7 protein-coding genes, 3 tRNA genes and 3 rRNA genes are annotated in these 16,046 nt (G+C 35.2%); 3 read left to right on the top strand and 10 right to left on the bottom strand.

The features are described from left to right. Positions 1 to 41: 41 nt before the first annotated feature. From lptC to MBM09_RS14635, 4 genes are read right to left on the bottom strand one after another with little or no spacing between them, the layout of a single operon-like run. Positions 42 to 596 carry an LPS export ABC transporter periplasmic protein LptC gene (gene lptC / locus MBM09_RS14620; protein WP_238674457.1) on the bottom strand — a complete coding sequence of 185 codons (555 nt, stop codon included), beginning with the start codon at positions 594 to 596 and terminating at the stop codon, positions 42 to 44. Continuing rightward, on the bottom strand, positions 596 to 1,978 hold the full coding sequence (locus tag MBM09_RS14625; protein ID WP_238674458.1) for a hypothetical protein: 1,383 nt from the start codon (positions 1,976 to 1,978) through the stop codon (positions 596 to 598). Before MBM09_RS14625 ends, lptC begins: the two co-directional genes overlap by 1 nt. Positions 1,979 to 1,996: 18 nt before the next feature. Further along, positions 1,997 to 3,313 carry a hypothetical protein gene (locus tag MBM09_RS14630; RefSeq protein WP_238674459.1) on the bottom strand — a complete coding sequence of 439 codons (1,317 nt, stop codon included), beginning with the start codon at positions 3,311 to 3,313 and terminating at the stop codon, positions 1,997 to 1,999. After that, positions 3,310 to 4,041, bottom strand: a complete 732-nt coding sequence (locus tag MBM09_RS14635; protein ID WP_238674460.1) for a type III pantothenate kinase — start codon at positions 4,039 to 4,041, stop codon at positions 3,310 to 3,312. Before MBM09_RS14635 ends, MBM09_RS14630 begins: the two co-directional genes overlap by 4 nt. 181 nt (positions 4,042 to 4,222) lie before the next feature. On the opposite strand from MBM09_RS14635, the gene MBM09_RS14640 reads away from it, so the two are divergent. After that, a tRNA-Phe gene (locus MBM09_RS14640) sits at positions 4,223 to 4,295 on the top strand. A 392-nt stretch (positions 4,296 to 4,687) separates the two neighbouring features. Here the strand turns inward: MBM09_RS14640 and rrf are convergent. From rrf to MBM09_RS14670, 6 genes are all read right to left on the bottom strand, one after another. After that, a 5S ribosomal RNA gene (gene rrf, locus MBM09_RS14645) occupies positions 4,688 to 4,795 on the bottom strand. Between the two features lie 178 nt (positions 4,796 to 4,973). Beyond that, a 23S ribosomal RNA gene (locus MBM09_RS14650) occupies positions 4,974 to 7,794 on the bottom strand. A 245-nt stretch (positions 7,795 to 8,039) separates the two neighbouring features. Next, positions 8,040 to 8,113: transfer RNA gene (locus tag MBM09_RS14655), tRNA-Ala, on the bottom strand. Positions 8,114 to 8,257: 144 nt separating this feature from the next. Next, a tRNA-Ile gene (locus MBM09_RS14660) sits at positions 8,258 to 8,331 on the bottom strand. Positions 8,332 to 8,476: 145 nt separating this feature from the next. After that, positions 8,477 to 9,998, bottom strand: a 16S ribosomal RNA gene (locus MBM09_RS14665). The 16S, 23S and 5S rRNA genes sit together here with 2 tRNA genes alongside, the layout of an rRNA operon. A gap of 815 nt (positions 9,999 to 10,813) precedes the next feature. After that, positions 10,814 to 12,796, bottom strand: a complete 1,983-nt coding sequence (locus tag MBM09_RS14670; RefSeq protein ID WP_238674461.1) for a putative porin — start codon at positions 12,794 to 12,796, stop codon at positions 10,814 to 10,816. Positions 12,797 to 12,940: 144 nt separating this feature from the next. Between MBM09_RS14670 and MBM09_RS14675 the strand changes: the two genes are divergently transcribed. Together MBM09_RS14675 and MBM09_RS14680 are read left to right on the top strand one after the other, a co-directional pair. Further along, positions 12,941 to 13,540 (top strand): ribonuclease HII, encoded by a 600-nt coding sequence (locus MBM09_RS14675; RefSeq protein ID WP_238674462.1) that lies wholly within the window; start codon positions 12,941 to 12,943, stop codon positions 13,538 to 13,540. A 51-nt stretch (positions 13,541 to 13,591) separates the two neighbouring features. Next, positions 13,592 to 16,024 (top strand): DUF3352 domain-containing protein, encoded by a 2,433-nt coding sequence (locus tag MBM09_RS14680; RefSeq protein WP_238674463.1) that lies wholly within the window; start codon positions 13,592 to 13,594, stop codon positions 16,022 to 16,024. Positions 16,025 to 16,046 lie beyond the last annotated feature (22 nt).

Here is a 16,046-nt window from a genome sequence, read left to right on the forward strand (position 1 = left end):
AGATACTTAAAATTGGGAAAGGTTATTTTGATTAATAAAAATTAATCTTCTAGTGTAATTATACCTGTAACTTCTAATACTTCAGCATTTGTAAAGTCTCTATTAGAGTCAAAGCCATTACCGTTTATAATATCTTCTTCTGTTTTAAACGAAACAGGTTTGTTGGTATAAAGCCACTCTTTTTTTTGATCGTAAAACAACTGATCTGTTTTTAGAACTCTATTATCATGAGTTGTGATAACAACATTACTTTGCATATCAATCAAATCTGTTTCTGTATAGGCAATGGCATAGTCTGCAATAATGGTACTTTTGTTGTTATTTTTATCGTAAATGTGTAAAGTTACCCCTTCTACAAATTCGTAAAACGGAAAATCTCTATTGGAGTAGTCTAAGGATTTATTACTTAATAAGTTTGCTGTAACTCTACCAGAATCGGTGTATTTTAAATTGGTATTAAATTCAACACCAATAGGTTCATTCTCTGAAATACCTATTTTTTGAACTTGTTTAAAATTGTCGTTACATGAAAAAAACATAGTCACAGTAATTACTGTGACTATGTTTAGAATATAATATGTTACTTTTTTTTTCATTAAATACTTGGCACTGTAATAGAAGCTCCAATCCAACAAGCAATCTTAATAGTTTCTCCAGATCTTCCAGAACTAAAGATTTCAGATTTCTGAGGCGCTTTAGCTAAATAGTTTGCTACAGATTTAGCTGAGTTACTACTTTGTGTTGGGTCAACTCGTGCCGCTTTTCTGGCTTCATCAGCTGCTAACCAATACACTGCTCTTTTATTAAAGTTTGTATCACCACAACTATTAGCACTTGATGCGTACATAGCTGCTATAGATAAGTATGGACGACCGTTTGATGGGTTAAGTCTTAAAGATTCTCTAAAGAAACTTCTAGCTTGCCCGTAACTACCTCTAGCTTTTAGTTTTAAACCAATTCTGTTATTAAGTTTAGCTTTTTTAAAGTTATCTGTTTCTAAATCGATAGCTTGCTTATAATAATTAATAGCTTCGCTAGAATTACCTTCTTTATCTTTTAAGATACCTAAGTAGTAAGCCGAATTTGCAGACGGACTTAACTTGTGGTAAGCATTTACTAAGTCAAAGAATAATGGATCATCTGTACATTCTTTTTCAGACATTTTACCAGCTGCTCTTTGTAACCAAATTGCATTAGTTTTGTTTTCTTCAAAATCTTTTTGGTAAAGCGGTATTAAGTTTTCACAGTTTGCTCTATCACCTAATTTTTGATCAATACTTCCAGAAATTTGGTCATAAGCTTTTAAATAACTCTCGTAATATCTTTTGTAACTTCCTTCTTTTTTAGTTAAAGCAGTACCTGCATCTTCTTTTTCAATAAGCTTATTTAACTTTTCAGAGTAGTTCTTAACTTCATCTTCAGTCTTTTCTACAACATCATCATACTTATTAAATAAATCTTTTGCTGGCTTTTTACCTGCATCGTATAAATCAACCATTAAAGAAAAATAAGTATATAAACTTTTAGGGTTTGTAAATGTTTCTTTATCTAAATTATAGGCAGTATCAAAACACTCATATAATTCTTCTTTTGTCTTACCTAATTGATCTCTGTTATCATACATTAATTGACAAGCTTGAGCTCCATACTCTCCTTTTGGAGTTTTACTTGCAAAATGTAATGCTCTTTCTTCCCAAAGTTTTAAAAGATCATTTATAAATGCAACTTTTTCAGCTCCTGTAGATTTTTCAATTTTATCTTCTAAAATTTTCTCACCATCTACGTATATAGCATTATTGAATTTTGGGCATTTATTTCTTACAGCCATCCAAGGCTCATAAGCTGCATCAAAGTTTTTTGCTTTTACATATTCATGAAATATTGAAAGTTTTGTCATGCACTCTTCATCTTGTTGTGCAAAACCAAAATTTAGTCCAATAAATAATAATGTTAATAATAGTGTAATTTGTTTTTTCATGATAATAATTTTATGCTGTTAATCATACTTCCTTTTTTGAAACCATCTGTCGTTCAAAGATAAACTTAATTGGAAATTAATAAAATTCTCTTGAATTAAATTATTGTTTGTTGTTCCTCGTTTTCCTATTTCGAAACCTAAATTTGCATTAGAGAAATAACTTCCAACTGGTAATCCTACTCCAAAAGATATGCCAAACTCTTTTATGGATTCATTATTTATATTTAAACCTGTGTCTTCATAACGCATTCCCGCTCTGTAAACAACTCGTTTAAAGTAACTTGAGAAAGAATTATACTGTGGTATATAAAAACCTCCTAATGAAAACGTAGAACCATCTTCGTAAGTAGTTGGGTTACTCGTACTTGGTATTGCGCTTCTTATATTACTAGTATTAATAAATAAATATTCGGCTCCTACAAACCACTTTCTTGGTTCTCCTATACCAGCTCCTGCCGAAAACCTTGATGGTAAAATTATATCAGTTTCTAATAAACCTAAGGCTTCTAGATCTACATCAATTGTATTTAATTCAAATTCGGCTCCTGTACTTGTATTCGTTGTTATTGTTGAAAATGAACGCTCATTTTTAGAACCTAAAAGACTCTCTGGAGCATAAGTAATACCTGAAACCATTTCTAACTTTTCACTTAACATGGTTTTGTAAGAAAGTCCAAAGTTTAAATTTAATCCACTTAAATCAGATCTTGTGTTTTCTCGAGATTGATATTGAATAGGTGTACCATCAGTATCATATTGATACTCTACAACACTGTTTTGTACATTCCCAAAATTATACTGAAAATCTATTCCAACAGTTAAACCTTTTTTTATTTGGTAGCCCAAACCAAGGAATGCTTTATTAAGTCCTCCTTCACCTCTAAATCTATTCTCTATATCATCATTTTGATTCAATGATTCTAATTTATAACCTACAGATGTATATGGCAATAAGCCAAAACCTAAACCAAATTTTCCAACAGGAACAGATATGGCTAAGTAATCAAAAGTAGTTGAAGAAGCGTTGTCCTGACCTGAATTACTTTTTAAATCTCTAGAAGAATAACTTCCTCCAACTGAAAATTTCACTGGTCTGCTTTCTCCATTAAATGGAAAAATACTAACGTTTTCTCCAGCATATGAGGCTGGATTACGTAAATTAACATGAATACTATCTGTATAAATACTTAGACCTCCCATGCTTCTGTTTTCTACAGTACCTTTAAATTTAAGATTTCCAAGACCATAATAAGAATATGGAGAAGCTGTACCTTCTTGAGCATAACTGTGAATTGCAAATACTGCAATAAAAACTAATACAAGTTTTTTTATCATTCGTTTGAGTTAAATTGTAAAATATAGTTCAATCCCTCTAAAAGAAAATTAGAATTGGCAAATATGCTACTTTTTAATTGTTTAGACAAGAATTTAGCATCGCCACCTGTTAAAATAACTGTTAAATCTGGATATTTAAGTTTGTAACCCTCAATAACACCATCAATTTCATTTAAAATACCATAAACAACTCCAGAATTTATAGATTCTTTAGTTGATTTTCCTGTAATATCATTTGGTTTTTCTGTTTCTAACAACGGTAAATTAGCTGTAAAAGTATTCAAAGCCTTATAGCGCATTCGCAAACCTGGTGAAATAGCACCTCCTAAATACTCATTCTTTGAATTTACAAAATCATATGTTATACAAGAACCTGCATCTATAATAAGCACATTATTTTCAGGAAATTTGTTAACCGAAGCACAAACCAAAGCTATTCTGTCTACACCTAAGGTTTTAGGGGTATTATAAAGATTTACAAAAGGTAATTTGGTATCATGATTTAAAATTAATAAATCAAATAATTTACTAATGGCTTTAATATCCCTTTTCTTTACTTCTCCTACTGATGAAATAATTGCCTTTTCAATTCCCTTGTATTCTTCTTTTAAATCATTTACGTATTCTAAAATACTATCAATATCAACAGTCTTTTTATGCTCAAGTTCTCCCCCTTTAAAAACAGCAAGTTTCACAAAAGAATTACCAACATCTATAATTAAATTCATATTTTATTACAAAGTTGTAAATTTACAAAACCAGTAGCGAAATATTCACCTATTTAACTTTATGTTAATAACCAATAGTTTATCAAGACTTTAAAAAATAAATGATTAATCTAGGTCATTTTTTGCTAATTTATTTTGGCGAATAATAAAAATGAATATATATTTGCAACCGCTTTGGCGAGGTACCTTAGCTCAGTTGGTAGAGCAAAGGACTGAAAATCCTTGTGTCCCTGGTTCGATTCCTGGAGGTACCACAAAAAAATCCCGAAACTTATGTTTACGGGATTTTTTGTTTTTATAGTACATTTATATAATTTCTATGGCGGGTTTAAAAAACCGTGCTATCCGCTTTATCTTTTTATTACCTCATTGCGAAGAGTAAGCGACGAAGCAATCTGTTTAATCTATTTATCTCAAACAAAAAGTCTCCTAACTCATAAAAAGGATATCGCTTCTATCGCTCCCGCAAGCACTAATAGTAATATTCAGGTTTGAGTTTAAACAAAAAACTTCTTAACTAAAAAAAAAAGCAACGTCTCTACGCTCTCCTAATGTAGTACCATCGGCGTCGATGGATTAGATTGTTTTTTAGTTCAGTTTATCGCAAAAAAAAATCCTCAATCTAATTTTTAGATTGAGGATTCAAAAAAGGCAACGACCTACTCTCCCACAAATGCAGTACCATCGGCGCTAATGGGCTTAACTTCTCTGTTCGGAATGGTAAGAGGTGAGCCCCATCGCTATAACCACCTTAAATTTTAAGTTAACAGTTAATAAGTTATAGTTAACAGTCTTTAAACTGTTCGTTTTTAACTTTTAGTTGTTAACTGCAGCTTTTGCTGCAAATATCTTAACATATTGAAAAAAGGACGATAATCGTCGCTATACATGAACTTATTAATAATTGTATTGAACTTATAAAAAAACAGGCGTACAATAAGCCTATGGGTTATTAGTACTACTCGGCTATGACATTACTGCCTTTACACCTATAGCCTATCAACGTGGTCATCTTCCACGACCCTTTAAAGAAATCTCATCTTGTGGTGGGTTTCGCGCTTATATGCTTTCAGCGCTTATCCCTTCCCAACGTAGCTACTCAGCAATGCTCCTGGCGGAACAACTGATACACCAGAGGTTAGTCCAACTCGGTCCTCTCGTACTAGAGTCAGATCCACTCAAATTTCTAACGCCCACTGTAGATAGAGACCGAACTGTCTCACGACGTTCTGAACCCAGCTCGCGTGCCACTTTAATGGGCGAACAGCCCAACCCTTGGGACCTTCTCCAGCCCCAGGATGTGACGAGCCGACATCGAGGTGCCAAACCCCCCGTCGATATGAGCTCTTGGGGGAGATCAGCCTGTTATCCCCGGCGTACCTTTTATCCTTTGAGCGATGGCCCTTCCATGCGGAACCACCGGATCACTATGCTCTTGTTTCCAACCTGATCGACTTGTAGGTCTCTCAGTCAAGCTCCCTTATGCCATTGCACTCTACGCACGGTTACCAAGCGTGCTGAGGGAACCTTTAGAAGCCTCCGTTACTCTTTTGGAGGCGACCACCCCAGTCAAACTACCCACCAAGCACTGTCCCCTTAATAAAGGGTTAGACTCTAGATAAGCAAAGGGTGGTATTTCAACAATGACTCCACAACGCCTAGCGACGCCACTTCAAAGTCTCCCACCTATCCTACACATTACTTATCCAAAACCAATACTAAGCTATAGTAAAGGTGCACGGGGTCTTTTCGTCCCACAGCGGGTAATCGGCATCTTCACCGATACTACAATTTCACCGAGCTCATGGCTGAGACAGTGTCCAGATCGTTGCACCATTCGTGCAGGTCGGAACTTACCCGACAAGGAATTTCGCTACCTTAGGACCGTTATAGTTACGGCCGCCGTTTACTGGGGCTTCATTTGAATGCTTTGCCGAAGCTAACATCTCCACTTAACCTTCCAGCACCGGGCAGGTGTCAGGCCATATACATCATCTTTCGATTTAGCATAGCCCTGTGTTTTTGATAAACAGTCGCCTGGACCTTTTCACTGCGGCCACCCCGAAGGGTGGCGACTCTTCTCCCGAAGTTACGAGTCTATTTTGCCTAATTCCTTAGCCATGAATCTCTCGAGCTCCTTAGAATTCTCATCCCAACTACCTGTGTCGGTTTAGGGTACGGGCTGCTTCACTCGCTTTTCTTGGAAGTCGCTTCTCTGGATTATCACCGCAACCGAAGTCTTAGTGTACTATCGCCGTGTTACCACTGGCTTCAACGTGCTATTCCGTCAGCACGCACCAAATATACGCCTCCGTCACTTTTAGCGTGAGCAGGTACAGGAATATTAACCTGTTGTCCATCCACTACCCCTTTCGGGTTCGCGTTAGGTCCCGACTAACCCTCAGCTGATTAGCATAGCTGAGGAAACCTTAGTCTTTCGGAGTGCGGGTTTCTCGCCCGCATTATCGTTACTTATGCCTACATTTTCTTTTGTAGCTTCTCCAGCATACCTCACAGTACACCTTCGACGACACTACAATGCTCCCCTACCACAATTTCTTGTCCATAGCTTCGGTAGTATGTTTATGCCCGATTATTATCCATGCCGAACCGCTCGACTAGTGAGCTGTTACGCACTCTTTAAATGAATGGCTGCTTCCAAGCCAACATCCTAGCTGTCAAAGCAGTTCAACCGCGTTATTTCAACTTAACATACATTTGGGGACCTTAGCTGATGGTCTGGGTTCTTTCCCTCTCGGACATGGACCTTAGCACCCATGCCCTCACTGCTGCAAAACATTTTATAGCATTCGGAGTTTGTCAGGAATTGGTAGGCGGTGAAGCCCCCGCATCCAATCAGTAGCTCTACCTCTATAAAACTATGTTGCAACGCTGCACCTAAATGCATTTCGGGGAGTACGAGCTATTTCCGAGTTTGATTGGCCTTTCACCCCTACCCACAGGTCATCCGAAGACTTTTCAACGTCAACCGGTTCGGTCCTCCACTGTATGTTACTACAGCTTCAACCTGCCCATGGGTAGATCACACGGTTTCGCGTCTACCACTACTAACTAAGCGCCCTATTCAGACTCGCTTTCGCTACGGATCCGTACCTTAAGTACTTAACCTTGCTAGCAACGGTAACTCGTAGGCTCATTATGCAAAAGGCACGCCGTCACAGATCAAGTCTGCTCCGACCGCTTGTAAGCGTATGGTTTCAGGTTCTATTTCACTCCCTTATTCAGGGTTCTTTTCACCTTTCCCTCACGGTACTAGTTCACTATCGGTCTCTCAGGAGTATTTAGCCTTATCGGATGGTCCCGACTGTTTCATACAGGGTTTCACGTGCCCCGCACTACTCAGGATACCACTATCTCCACATGCTTTACTTATACCGGGCTATCACCGTCTATGGCCCCTCTTTCCAAAGGGTTCTAATTCATTATGCTTCGAATATTGTGGTCCTACAACCCCAGTATTGCCGTAACAATACTGGTTTGGGCTAATCCGCGTTCGCTCGCCACTACTAACGGAATCACTTTTGTTTTCTTCTCCTCCGGGTACTTAGATGTTTCAGTTCTCCGGGTTCGCCTCCTTGCGGATACTATATCTTCAATATAGTGGGTTGCCCCATTCGGATATCTGCGGATCAAATCGTGTGTGCCGATCCCCGCAGCTTTTCGCAGCTTATCACGTCCTTCTTCGCCTCTGAGAGCCTAGGCATTCCCCATACGCCCTTATTTAGCTTATTGTACTTTTTGCTTTTTTAATGAGTTTATTATAACACCTATAAATAGGCACTATAATATGATTAATTATACATCGCTCGTTGTGAGTATAATTAATCCTAAATTATTATTAATAGATTAGATTAATCTAATCGTATTTTCATGTATCTTTTTTCAATATGTCAATGAACTTTTTTCAGTTGGCAGTCGCAGTATTAAGTTAACAGTCAAAACTGTAAACTGTGAAACCGTGACTCTTTACTGAATCGTGGAGAATATCGGAGTCGAACCGATGACCTCCTGCGTGCAAGGCAGGCGCTCTAGCCAGCTGAGCTAATCCCCCGTTTTTTTAGTGAACAGTCTTCAGTTAACAGTTAACAGTAACTAAATTCTGCAACGTTAACTCGGGTTGCTCTACTTCTAAAATTTCCTTTTCAATTTGTAATGAACGTCTAAGTGATTTAATCATTAAATCAAGCTTAGCTTGTAGTCTCAGGCAGACTCGAACTGCCGACCTCTACATTATCAGTGTAGCGCTCTAACCAGCTGAGCTATGAGACTGTTTATAGTCGTCAGTTTTCAGTTTTCAGCAATATTAATCACTGAGCACCGTTTTCTGGTGACTTTATTTTTAAATTAACAGCTAATAGAGAATAAACTATTTCTTGTAATAGTTTTATGATACTTTTTAGTCGTCTTTCTCTAGAAAGGAGGTGTTCCAGCCGCACCTTCCGGTACGGCTACCTTGTTACGACTTAGCCCTAGTTACCGATTTTACCCTAGGCCGCTCCTTACGGTGACGGACTTCAGGCACTCCCAGCTTCCATGGCTTGACGGGCGGTGTGTACAAGGCCCGGGAACGTATTCACCGCATCATGGCTGATATGCGATTACTAGCGATTCCAGCTTCACGGAGTCGAGTTGCAGACTCCGATCCGAACTGTGATAGGGTTTATAGATTCGCTCCTGGTCACCCAGTGGCTGCTCTCTGTCCCTACCATTGTAGCACGTGTGTAGCCCAGGACGTAAGGGCCGTGATGATTTGACGTCATCCCCACCTTCCTCACAGTTTGCACTGGCAGTCTTGTTAGAGTTCCCATCTTTACATGCTGGCAACTAACAACAGGGGTTGCGCTCGTTATAGGACTTAACCTGACACCTCACGGCACGAGCTGACGACAACCATGCAGCACCTTGTAAAGTGTCCGAAGAAAAATCTATCTCTAGACCTGTCACTCTACATTTAAGCCCTGGTAAGGTTCCTCGCGTATCATCGAATTAAACCACATGCTCCACCGCTTGTGCGGGCCCCCGTCAATTCCTTTGAGTTTCATTCTTGCGAACGTACTCCCCAGGTGGGATACTTATCACTTTCGCTTAGCCACTCAACCGAAGTCGAACAGCTAGTATCCATCGTTTACGGCGTAGACTACCGGGGTATCTAATCCCGTTCGCTACCTACGCTTTCGTCCATCAGTGTCAATATATTATTAGTAATCTGCCTTCGCAATTGGTATTCTATGTAATATCTATGCATTTCACCGCTACACTACATATTCTAACTACTTCATAATAATTCAAGATAACCAGTATCAAAGGCAATTCTACAGTTGAGCTGCAGACTTTCACCTCTGACTTAATTATCCACCTACGGACCCTTTAAACCCAATGATTCCGGATAACGCTTGGATCCTCCGTATTACCGCGGCTGCTGGCACGGAGTTAGCCGATCCTTATTCTTACAGTACCGTCAAGCTCCCTGCGCGAGGGAGTGTTTCTTCCTGTATAAAAGCAGTTTACAACCCATAGGGCAGTCTTCCTGCACGCGGCATGGCTGGATCAGAGTTGCCTCCATTGTCCAATATTCCTCACTGCTGCCTCCCGTAGGAGTCTGGTCCGTGTCTCAGTACCAGTGTGGGGATCCCCCTCTCAGGGCCCCTACCTATCGTTGCCATGGTGTGCCGTTACCACACCATCTAGCTAATAGGACGCATACTCATCTTCTGCCGTTACCTTTAATATCATCCTCATGAGAGAGCGATATACTATGAGGTATTAATCCAAATTTCTCTGGGCTATCCCTCAGCAAAAGGTAGATTGTATACGCGTTACGCACCCGTGCGCCGGTCGTCAGCAAAGAAGCAAGCTTCTCTCTGTTACCCCTCGACTTGCATGTGTTAGGCCTGCCGCTAGCGTTCATCCTGAGCCAGGATCAAACTCTTCATCGTTAATTTGTATGTGTTACTAATATCTATAAGACATGGCAACAACTTTAACAACTAATCAGAATCTCTAGTACTCAAAATGGTCTATTCTCTTTGTTGAAATTAATCGTTTCCAATTAATTTCTTACGCTGTCAATTCAATATGTTTATGAACTTGTTTCTTCTTTTCTTATCTCGTTTCCTCGTTAAGCGGGTGCAAATATAAAACCCTTTTTTCTTACCCACAATACTTTTTTAATCTTTTTTTGAAAAAAATTTTAAACCCTTATTTTTTAGACCTTTGCCATTGCAAAAAATCTTACCTTTAAAAGTTTAACTGATGATAACACCTAATCTTTTCCCTTTCTATTAAATAAGTTTTATGAACGTCGCCTAACAAACTACTACCCGTTTTAGCGGCTGCAAACATACAACCCTTTTTCCTTTCTGCACAAACTTTTTTAATCTTTTTTTTGCCTTTTTTTTTCACCCCCTTTAACACTCTTATTACCTGTTATTTATAACACAAATTTTTTTTGAATCTTTTGCTTTATTAATAAACCTCTTTATATTCCTTTTGCTTTTAGCTCTAATAAAACTCCGTGCTGATTGATTCAATACTCTATCTTTAATATATATGGTACAACTTTTTATTCCTATGCTTCGCGTTAGGGATAGCAATGACATCCTTTTTTCGAAGCTTTTAATATCAGAATTTGTATTTTAAAAACAATAGTAATTAAACAACGAGATCCCGAAACAAGTTCGGGACTGCTTCGCAGAAAGATATAATGAATAGCACGACCCAGAAGGGAAACGCCATAATAGTAGTTACACTTTTATAAAAAGAAGTTCCAAACCAAACCAAAGCGTACAGTAAAGTCGCGATAAGGGTAATTAGGTGCTGAGTAAAAATCGTATCCTGTGAAGGCTGAATTAAAATGTTCTGCTTTTAGATAGATACGTGTTTGACGGATTTTTGCATTAATAAAGAAGTCTACTAACGGGAAATCTCCAAACTCTCTTTCGTTTTGCACATAAAATTCTGCTAATAGCGGACTATAATCGTTCATATAATACTTAGTAAAGTATTTAAGTGTAACTCCGGTTTGCAGATAGAGTGCTTTTTTAAATAAGTGGCTAGAGAAATATAATGTATTTCGGGTTGTTAATTCTGGAACATTGAGAACATTATTATCGTCTTGCACATTTTGATATAGTATAGTGTTGTTTAGCGCAAACTTACCTACTGTAATTTCGTTTTCTAGTTTTGCTCGCAAGTAGGTAATTGAATTATTGTTTTGAAATGGTTTTACTTGTGGTGTTATTGTTCCTTCTGGATCTGAATCTTCTTCCTTAAAATATACATAATCATTAATGGTGGAATAATCTACAGTAACCTTTGCTAGCTTTTTGTATTTTAATTGAAATGCCAGCTGTTGAGTTTCTATGTTAGTGAAATTATTTTGCCAGTTATAACTTAAATAATTGCTTTGGTATAATAATGTATTATAATTTGGTGCTTTAGAACTATGGTTTAGTGATGCCGACGCCGCAATATCTTCATTTAATTTGAATGATGCTTGTGCTTTTATGAAGTTGCCTTCAAAATCTCCTGAAACATTTATACCTAATTCGCCTTGTAAATTAAAACCTTTGTATTGCTTTTGATACTTACCTCCCGCAGAAAACACATCGCCTTTTAATCTGTTCGTTATTGTACTACCATTTAATACTACCAATTTATCGTAACCATAATTATAATTATTGTTACTTATGTTAAATTGTAAATCGCCAATTATATTGTTACTGTAATTTAATTGGAGTTGATTATAAAAATTCTCGATAGTTGCTCTTTCTTGTAAATTTCTAGAATTAAAAGCTTCGCCGAAAAAACTTGTTGTTGATGCTGATTGATCGAACTGAAAGTATTTATCTTCAAAAGAAATAATATGACCTATACTTAACTTGTTTTTAGACAACGAGTCTTTTTCTCTGATGATTTTATAGTTGTGCTCCAGATGAAATCGCTTTCCGCGTAACATACTTTCAGCATTTTCAAAATTCACTTCCAGAATAGAACGGTCTAAAAATTCTTCATCTCCACTTTCAAAATTGTTTACACTACCGTCTTGAAGTCCACCGTTTTCCTCATTTAACAAATCTTGCATTACAATATGTCCTCTAACATTGTACCTGTTATTTTTAGTTCTATAATTTGATGTAAACCTAAAATTACCTGTACTGGTTAATATATTTTGATATTTTCCTAATGAACGCAACCCTTTATAAGCTATAGAGAAATTGAATTGTGATGAAGTATTTACTGTAAAAAAAGAATCGGCAAGTTGCCCTTGTTCGAAAGCTGTTTTAAAAAACAATTCTGTTAACGGTGTTGGCACACGGTAATAATTTATATCTTCAATTTCCATATAATTAAAGTGTCTCGCACGCGCACCAAACTCTGGCATTAAGCTAGTGTTTTCAAAATTATAAGCTAAACTATTGTAAGTCTGACCTAAATTTGAAAATGGAATTAACTCAAAATCGTCTTTTCTTAAATAATTGAATTTATAATCTTTTTGAATGGTTAAAGTAGTGTCTACGTATGTAGTATCATTTTTATGTGAAATAATTAAATAGTCTTCTATTTTAGCTTTTGGACTTTTCTCTTTTGTGTTTGCAATTGATTTTCGTGCTAGTGTATCTTGCACAAAAGAAGTATTAATACTATCATTAACTCTTCTACCTGGTTTTCTTATTTGAGCATTCAAACCATTACATAGCAGTACAAAAAGTAAAACAAAAACTAATTTATTCATAGATATAAATTTCCGTAGCAAAAGTAATTATTTGAACGTAAAGTGCTAGTAATTATTTTAAATAAAGAACCCCCAACAAATAAAAATGGAAATAAATATCTTTTGAATAGATAACAATTATGAGTTTATCAATATTTTAGCTTCATGCTTTTAGAAAAACACTCTAGTTTTAATATTGAATGTGGTACCGATGAAGCCGGACGTGGCTGTCTTGCAGGACCTGTAACCGCTGCTGCTGTAATACTTCCTGAAGATTTTAAGAATTCTATATTAAACGACTCTAAACAACTAAGCGAAAAGAAAAGAGATATTTTAAAACCAATTATTGAGGAACAAGCTTTAAACTTTGGTGTTGCTCATGTATTTCAAGAAGAAATAGATAGTATAAATATACTTAATGCGTCTATTTTAGCTATGCATAAATCAATTGAAAAATTAATACAAAACCCTGAATTTATTATTGTTGATGGTAATAAGTTTAAACCTTTCAATAACATCCCTTTTGAAACTATTATTAAAGGTGATGGAAAATATTTAAGTATTGCTGCTGCTTCTATTCTTGCAAAAACGCATAGAGACATTTATATGAATCAAATTCACGAAGAATTCCCTATGTACAACTGGAAAAAAAACAAAGGTTATCCTACTAAAGAGCATAGAGAAGCCATAAAAAAATATGGTATAACAAAATACCATAGAAAATCGTTTAGGTTATTACCAGAACAATTAAAGTTAAACTTATAAGTTTTTAATGACTCAAAAAAATACTAGGTTTGTAAATAATTCATTCCATTCATGAGATTTTATTGTTTAGCACTTATAACTTTTCTATTTTTTTGTTGTAACAACACAAAAACTAAACGTGTTAAACTAATTGATTTTGTTCCTGAAAACACTTCAGTAATTATAAAATCTACAAATATTGAAGACTTAAAAAGCAGCATTAATAATAATGATTTTTTACAAAGTATTTTAAAAGCCAACTCCTTTAAAACCATAGAGAATAAACTTGAAATTCTATCTTATTTAAATCCTACAGATGAAATTTTAATCTGCTTTTCAAAAGATTTGAATGATAGTATTCAATATTCACTAATCTCTAAAAACAATGAAAGCTTATTTGAAACTGATTCTTTGCCTAATTATATTGAAGAAACCATAAATTCTAAGCACAATACAATTAAAAAATCTACAATAAACAACAATACATTTTACAGTACACTAATTGATAGTACATTTTTTGCTTCCTCTTCAAAAGAAGTTGTTGATGTCGTTTTTAATAAACCAAATGTAGATGCAAAATTGAATAAAGCATACAATACACTTAACGACAACAAAACCTGTTCTGCTATTTTGAAACTTAACAATGGTTTTATTAAATCTTTTTTTATTGAAGATTCGTTATTCACAAAAAAATTCGCAAATTACTTAGCTGCAGATGTAGATATTTCTCAAAACAGTTTACTTATAAATGGTATTACAAAAGCTAATGATTCATCAAAAAGTTTAATTAATATTTTTAAAAATACTATACCACAAGAAAATCAAACTCAAAGCATAACGCCATCAAATAGCGACGGATTTATGAGTATTACTTTTAACGATTTTAAAACTTTTGAAACCAATTTAGCTAAATTTAACCAGAGAGATTCCCTTGTTAATTCTTCTTCTCTTTTTAACGATGTTATTGAAGTTGGTGTAATTTATGAAAGTGAAAACCAAGCAATAGTTTTAAATTCTTTAGATATTATTGCGACAACAGATGCTCTTTTAAGTGAACAAGCAGTTATTGATACTTACCGAGAAGTTGATATATATAATTTTAGTAACCCTATTTTGTTTGCCAAAACATTTACACCTTTAATATCATTTAACAACGCAAACACATATTGTATTTTAGACAACTTTTTTGTTTTTGCTAATGATAAAGAAATGCTTCAAAACATTATTGCTAGTTACCAAAACAAAACAACTTTAAGCAACAATAGTAACTATCAAAATATTAAAGAACAACTAAGTGATGCATCATCATTAATACAAATAGTAAATTCTTCTACTTTAAAATCTATTTTAAATAAAAACTCTAAAGAAGATTACAATTATAAATTAAATGGTTACAACACTTCTGCCATTCAATTTATTTACGATAACAATTTTGCCCATGTAAATGCTATTGTAAAAAAGAATGAAGTAAAAGCCACTTCAAATTCAATTTCTGAAGAACTTAATATAAAACTTGAAACAGATATTTTAAACAACCCCCAATTTGTAACAAATCATATTACAAAAGAGAAAGATATAGTTGTTCAGGATATAAACAATAATCTTTATTTAATATCAAACAAGGGGAAAATTCGTTGGAAAAAACAATTACAAGGTCCTGTTCTAGGAAAAATTGAACAAATTGACATATACAAGAACGGAAGACTTCAACTCGCTTTTGCAACTCCAAAAAGAGTTTATGTTATTGACAGAAATGGTAATGATGTGTCTCCGTTTCCCGCTAGATTTAATGACGAAATTACACAACCATTATCTGTTTTTGATTATGATAAAAACAAAAATTACCGTCTTTTAGTTACTCAAGGTAAAAACGTTTTAATGTATAATGCAAAGGCAAATATTGTAAAAGGGTTTACATTTAAATCTGCAAACGGCAAAATAATTTCGCAACCCAAACATTTTAGAATTGGCAGTAAAGACTACATTACAATTAAAACCTTAAACAAACTTTACATATTGGATAGAACTGGTAAAACCCGAGTTACTCCAAAAACACAAAACAGTTATTCAAATCAACCTATTTTTCTTTACAATAACACATTTACAACAACTAGTTTGGATGGACAATTAATTTCTGTTGATACCAGAGGAAATGTATCTTTAAAAAATATAAATCTTTCTGAAAAACATACTCTAGAAACTAGCAGCAAAACACTCGTGGCTCTAAGCGAAAATAAATTATTAATTAAAAGTAAAACAACCGAGTTAGATTTTGGTGACTATTCTAACTGTAAACTCTTTTATCTGAACGATAAAATTTATGTGTCTGTAACCGATTTGCAATCACACAAAATTTACCTTTTTGACAGTCAATCAAAATTACTTCCTAACTTCCCTGTTTACGGGAACTCTTCCATAGAATTAAACAATATTGACAGAGACAGAAAGCTAGAATTTATAACAAAAGGTGAGAGTAATTCTATAATTTTATACCAAATAAACTAATTGCTAATAACTCTGTTAGTAA

The organism is Flaviramulus sp. BrNp1-15, assembly GCF_022259695.1.
GTDB lineage: Bacteria > Bacteroidota > Bacteroidia > Flavobacteriales > Flavobacteriaceae > BrNp1-15.

Coding starts and splice junctions, on each gene's coding strand:
- MBM09_RS14635 (WP_238674460.1), bottom strand. CDS start 4,041: ATGAATTTAATTATAGATGTTGGTAATTCTTTTGTGAAACTTGCTGTT.
- MBM09_RS14675 (WP_238674462.1), top strand. CDS start 12,941: ATGCTTTTAGAAAAACACTCTAGTTTTAATATTGAATGTGGTACCGAT.
- MBM09_RS14630 (WP_238674459.1), bottom strand. CDS start 3,313: ATGATAAAAAAACTTGTATTAGTTTTTATTGCAGTATTTGCAATTCAC.
- MBM09_RS14670 (WP_238674461.1), bottom strand. CDS start 12,796: ATGAATAAATTAGTTTTTGTTTTACTTTTTGTACTGCTATGTAATGGT.
- lptC (WP_238674457.1), bottom strand. CDS start 596: ATGAAAAAAAAAGTAACATATTATATTCTAAACATAGTCACAGTAATT.
- MBM09_RS14680 (WP_238674463.1), top strand. CDS start 13,592: ATGAGATTTTATTGTTTAGCACTTATAACTTTTCTATTTTTTTGTTGT.
- MBM09_RS14625 (WP_238674458.1), bottom strand. CDS start 1,978: ATGAAAAAACAAATTACACTATTATTAACATTATTATTTATTGGACTA.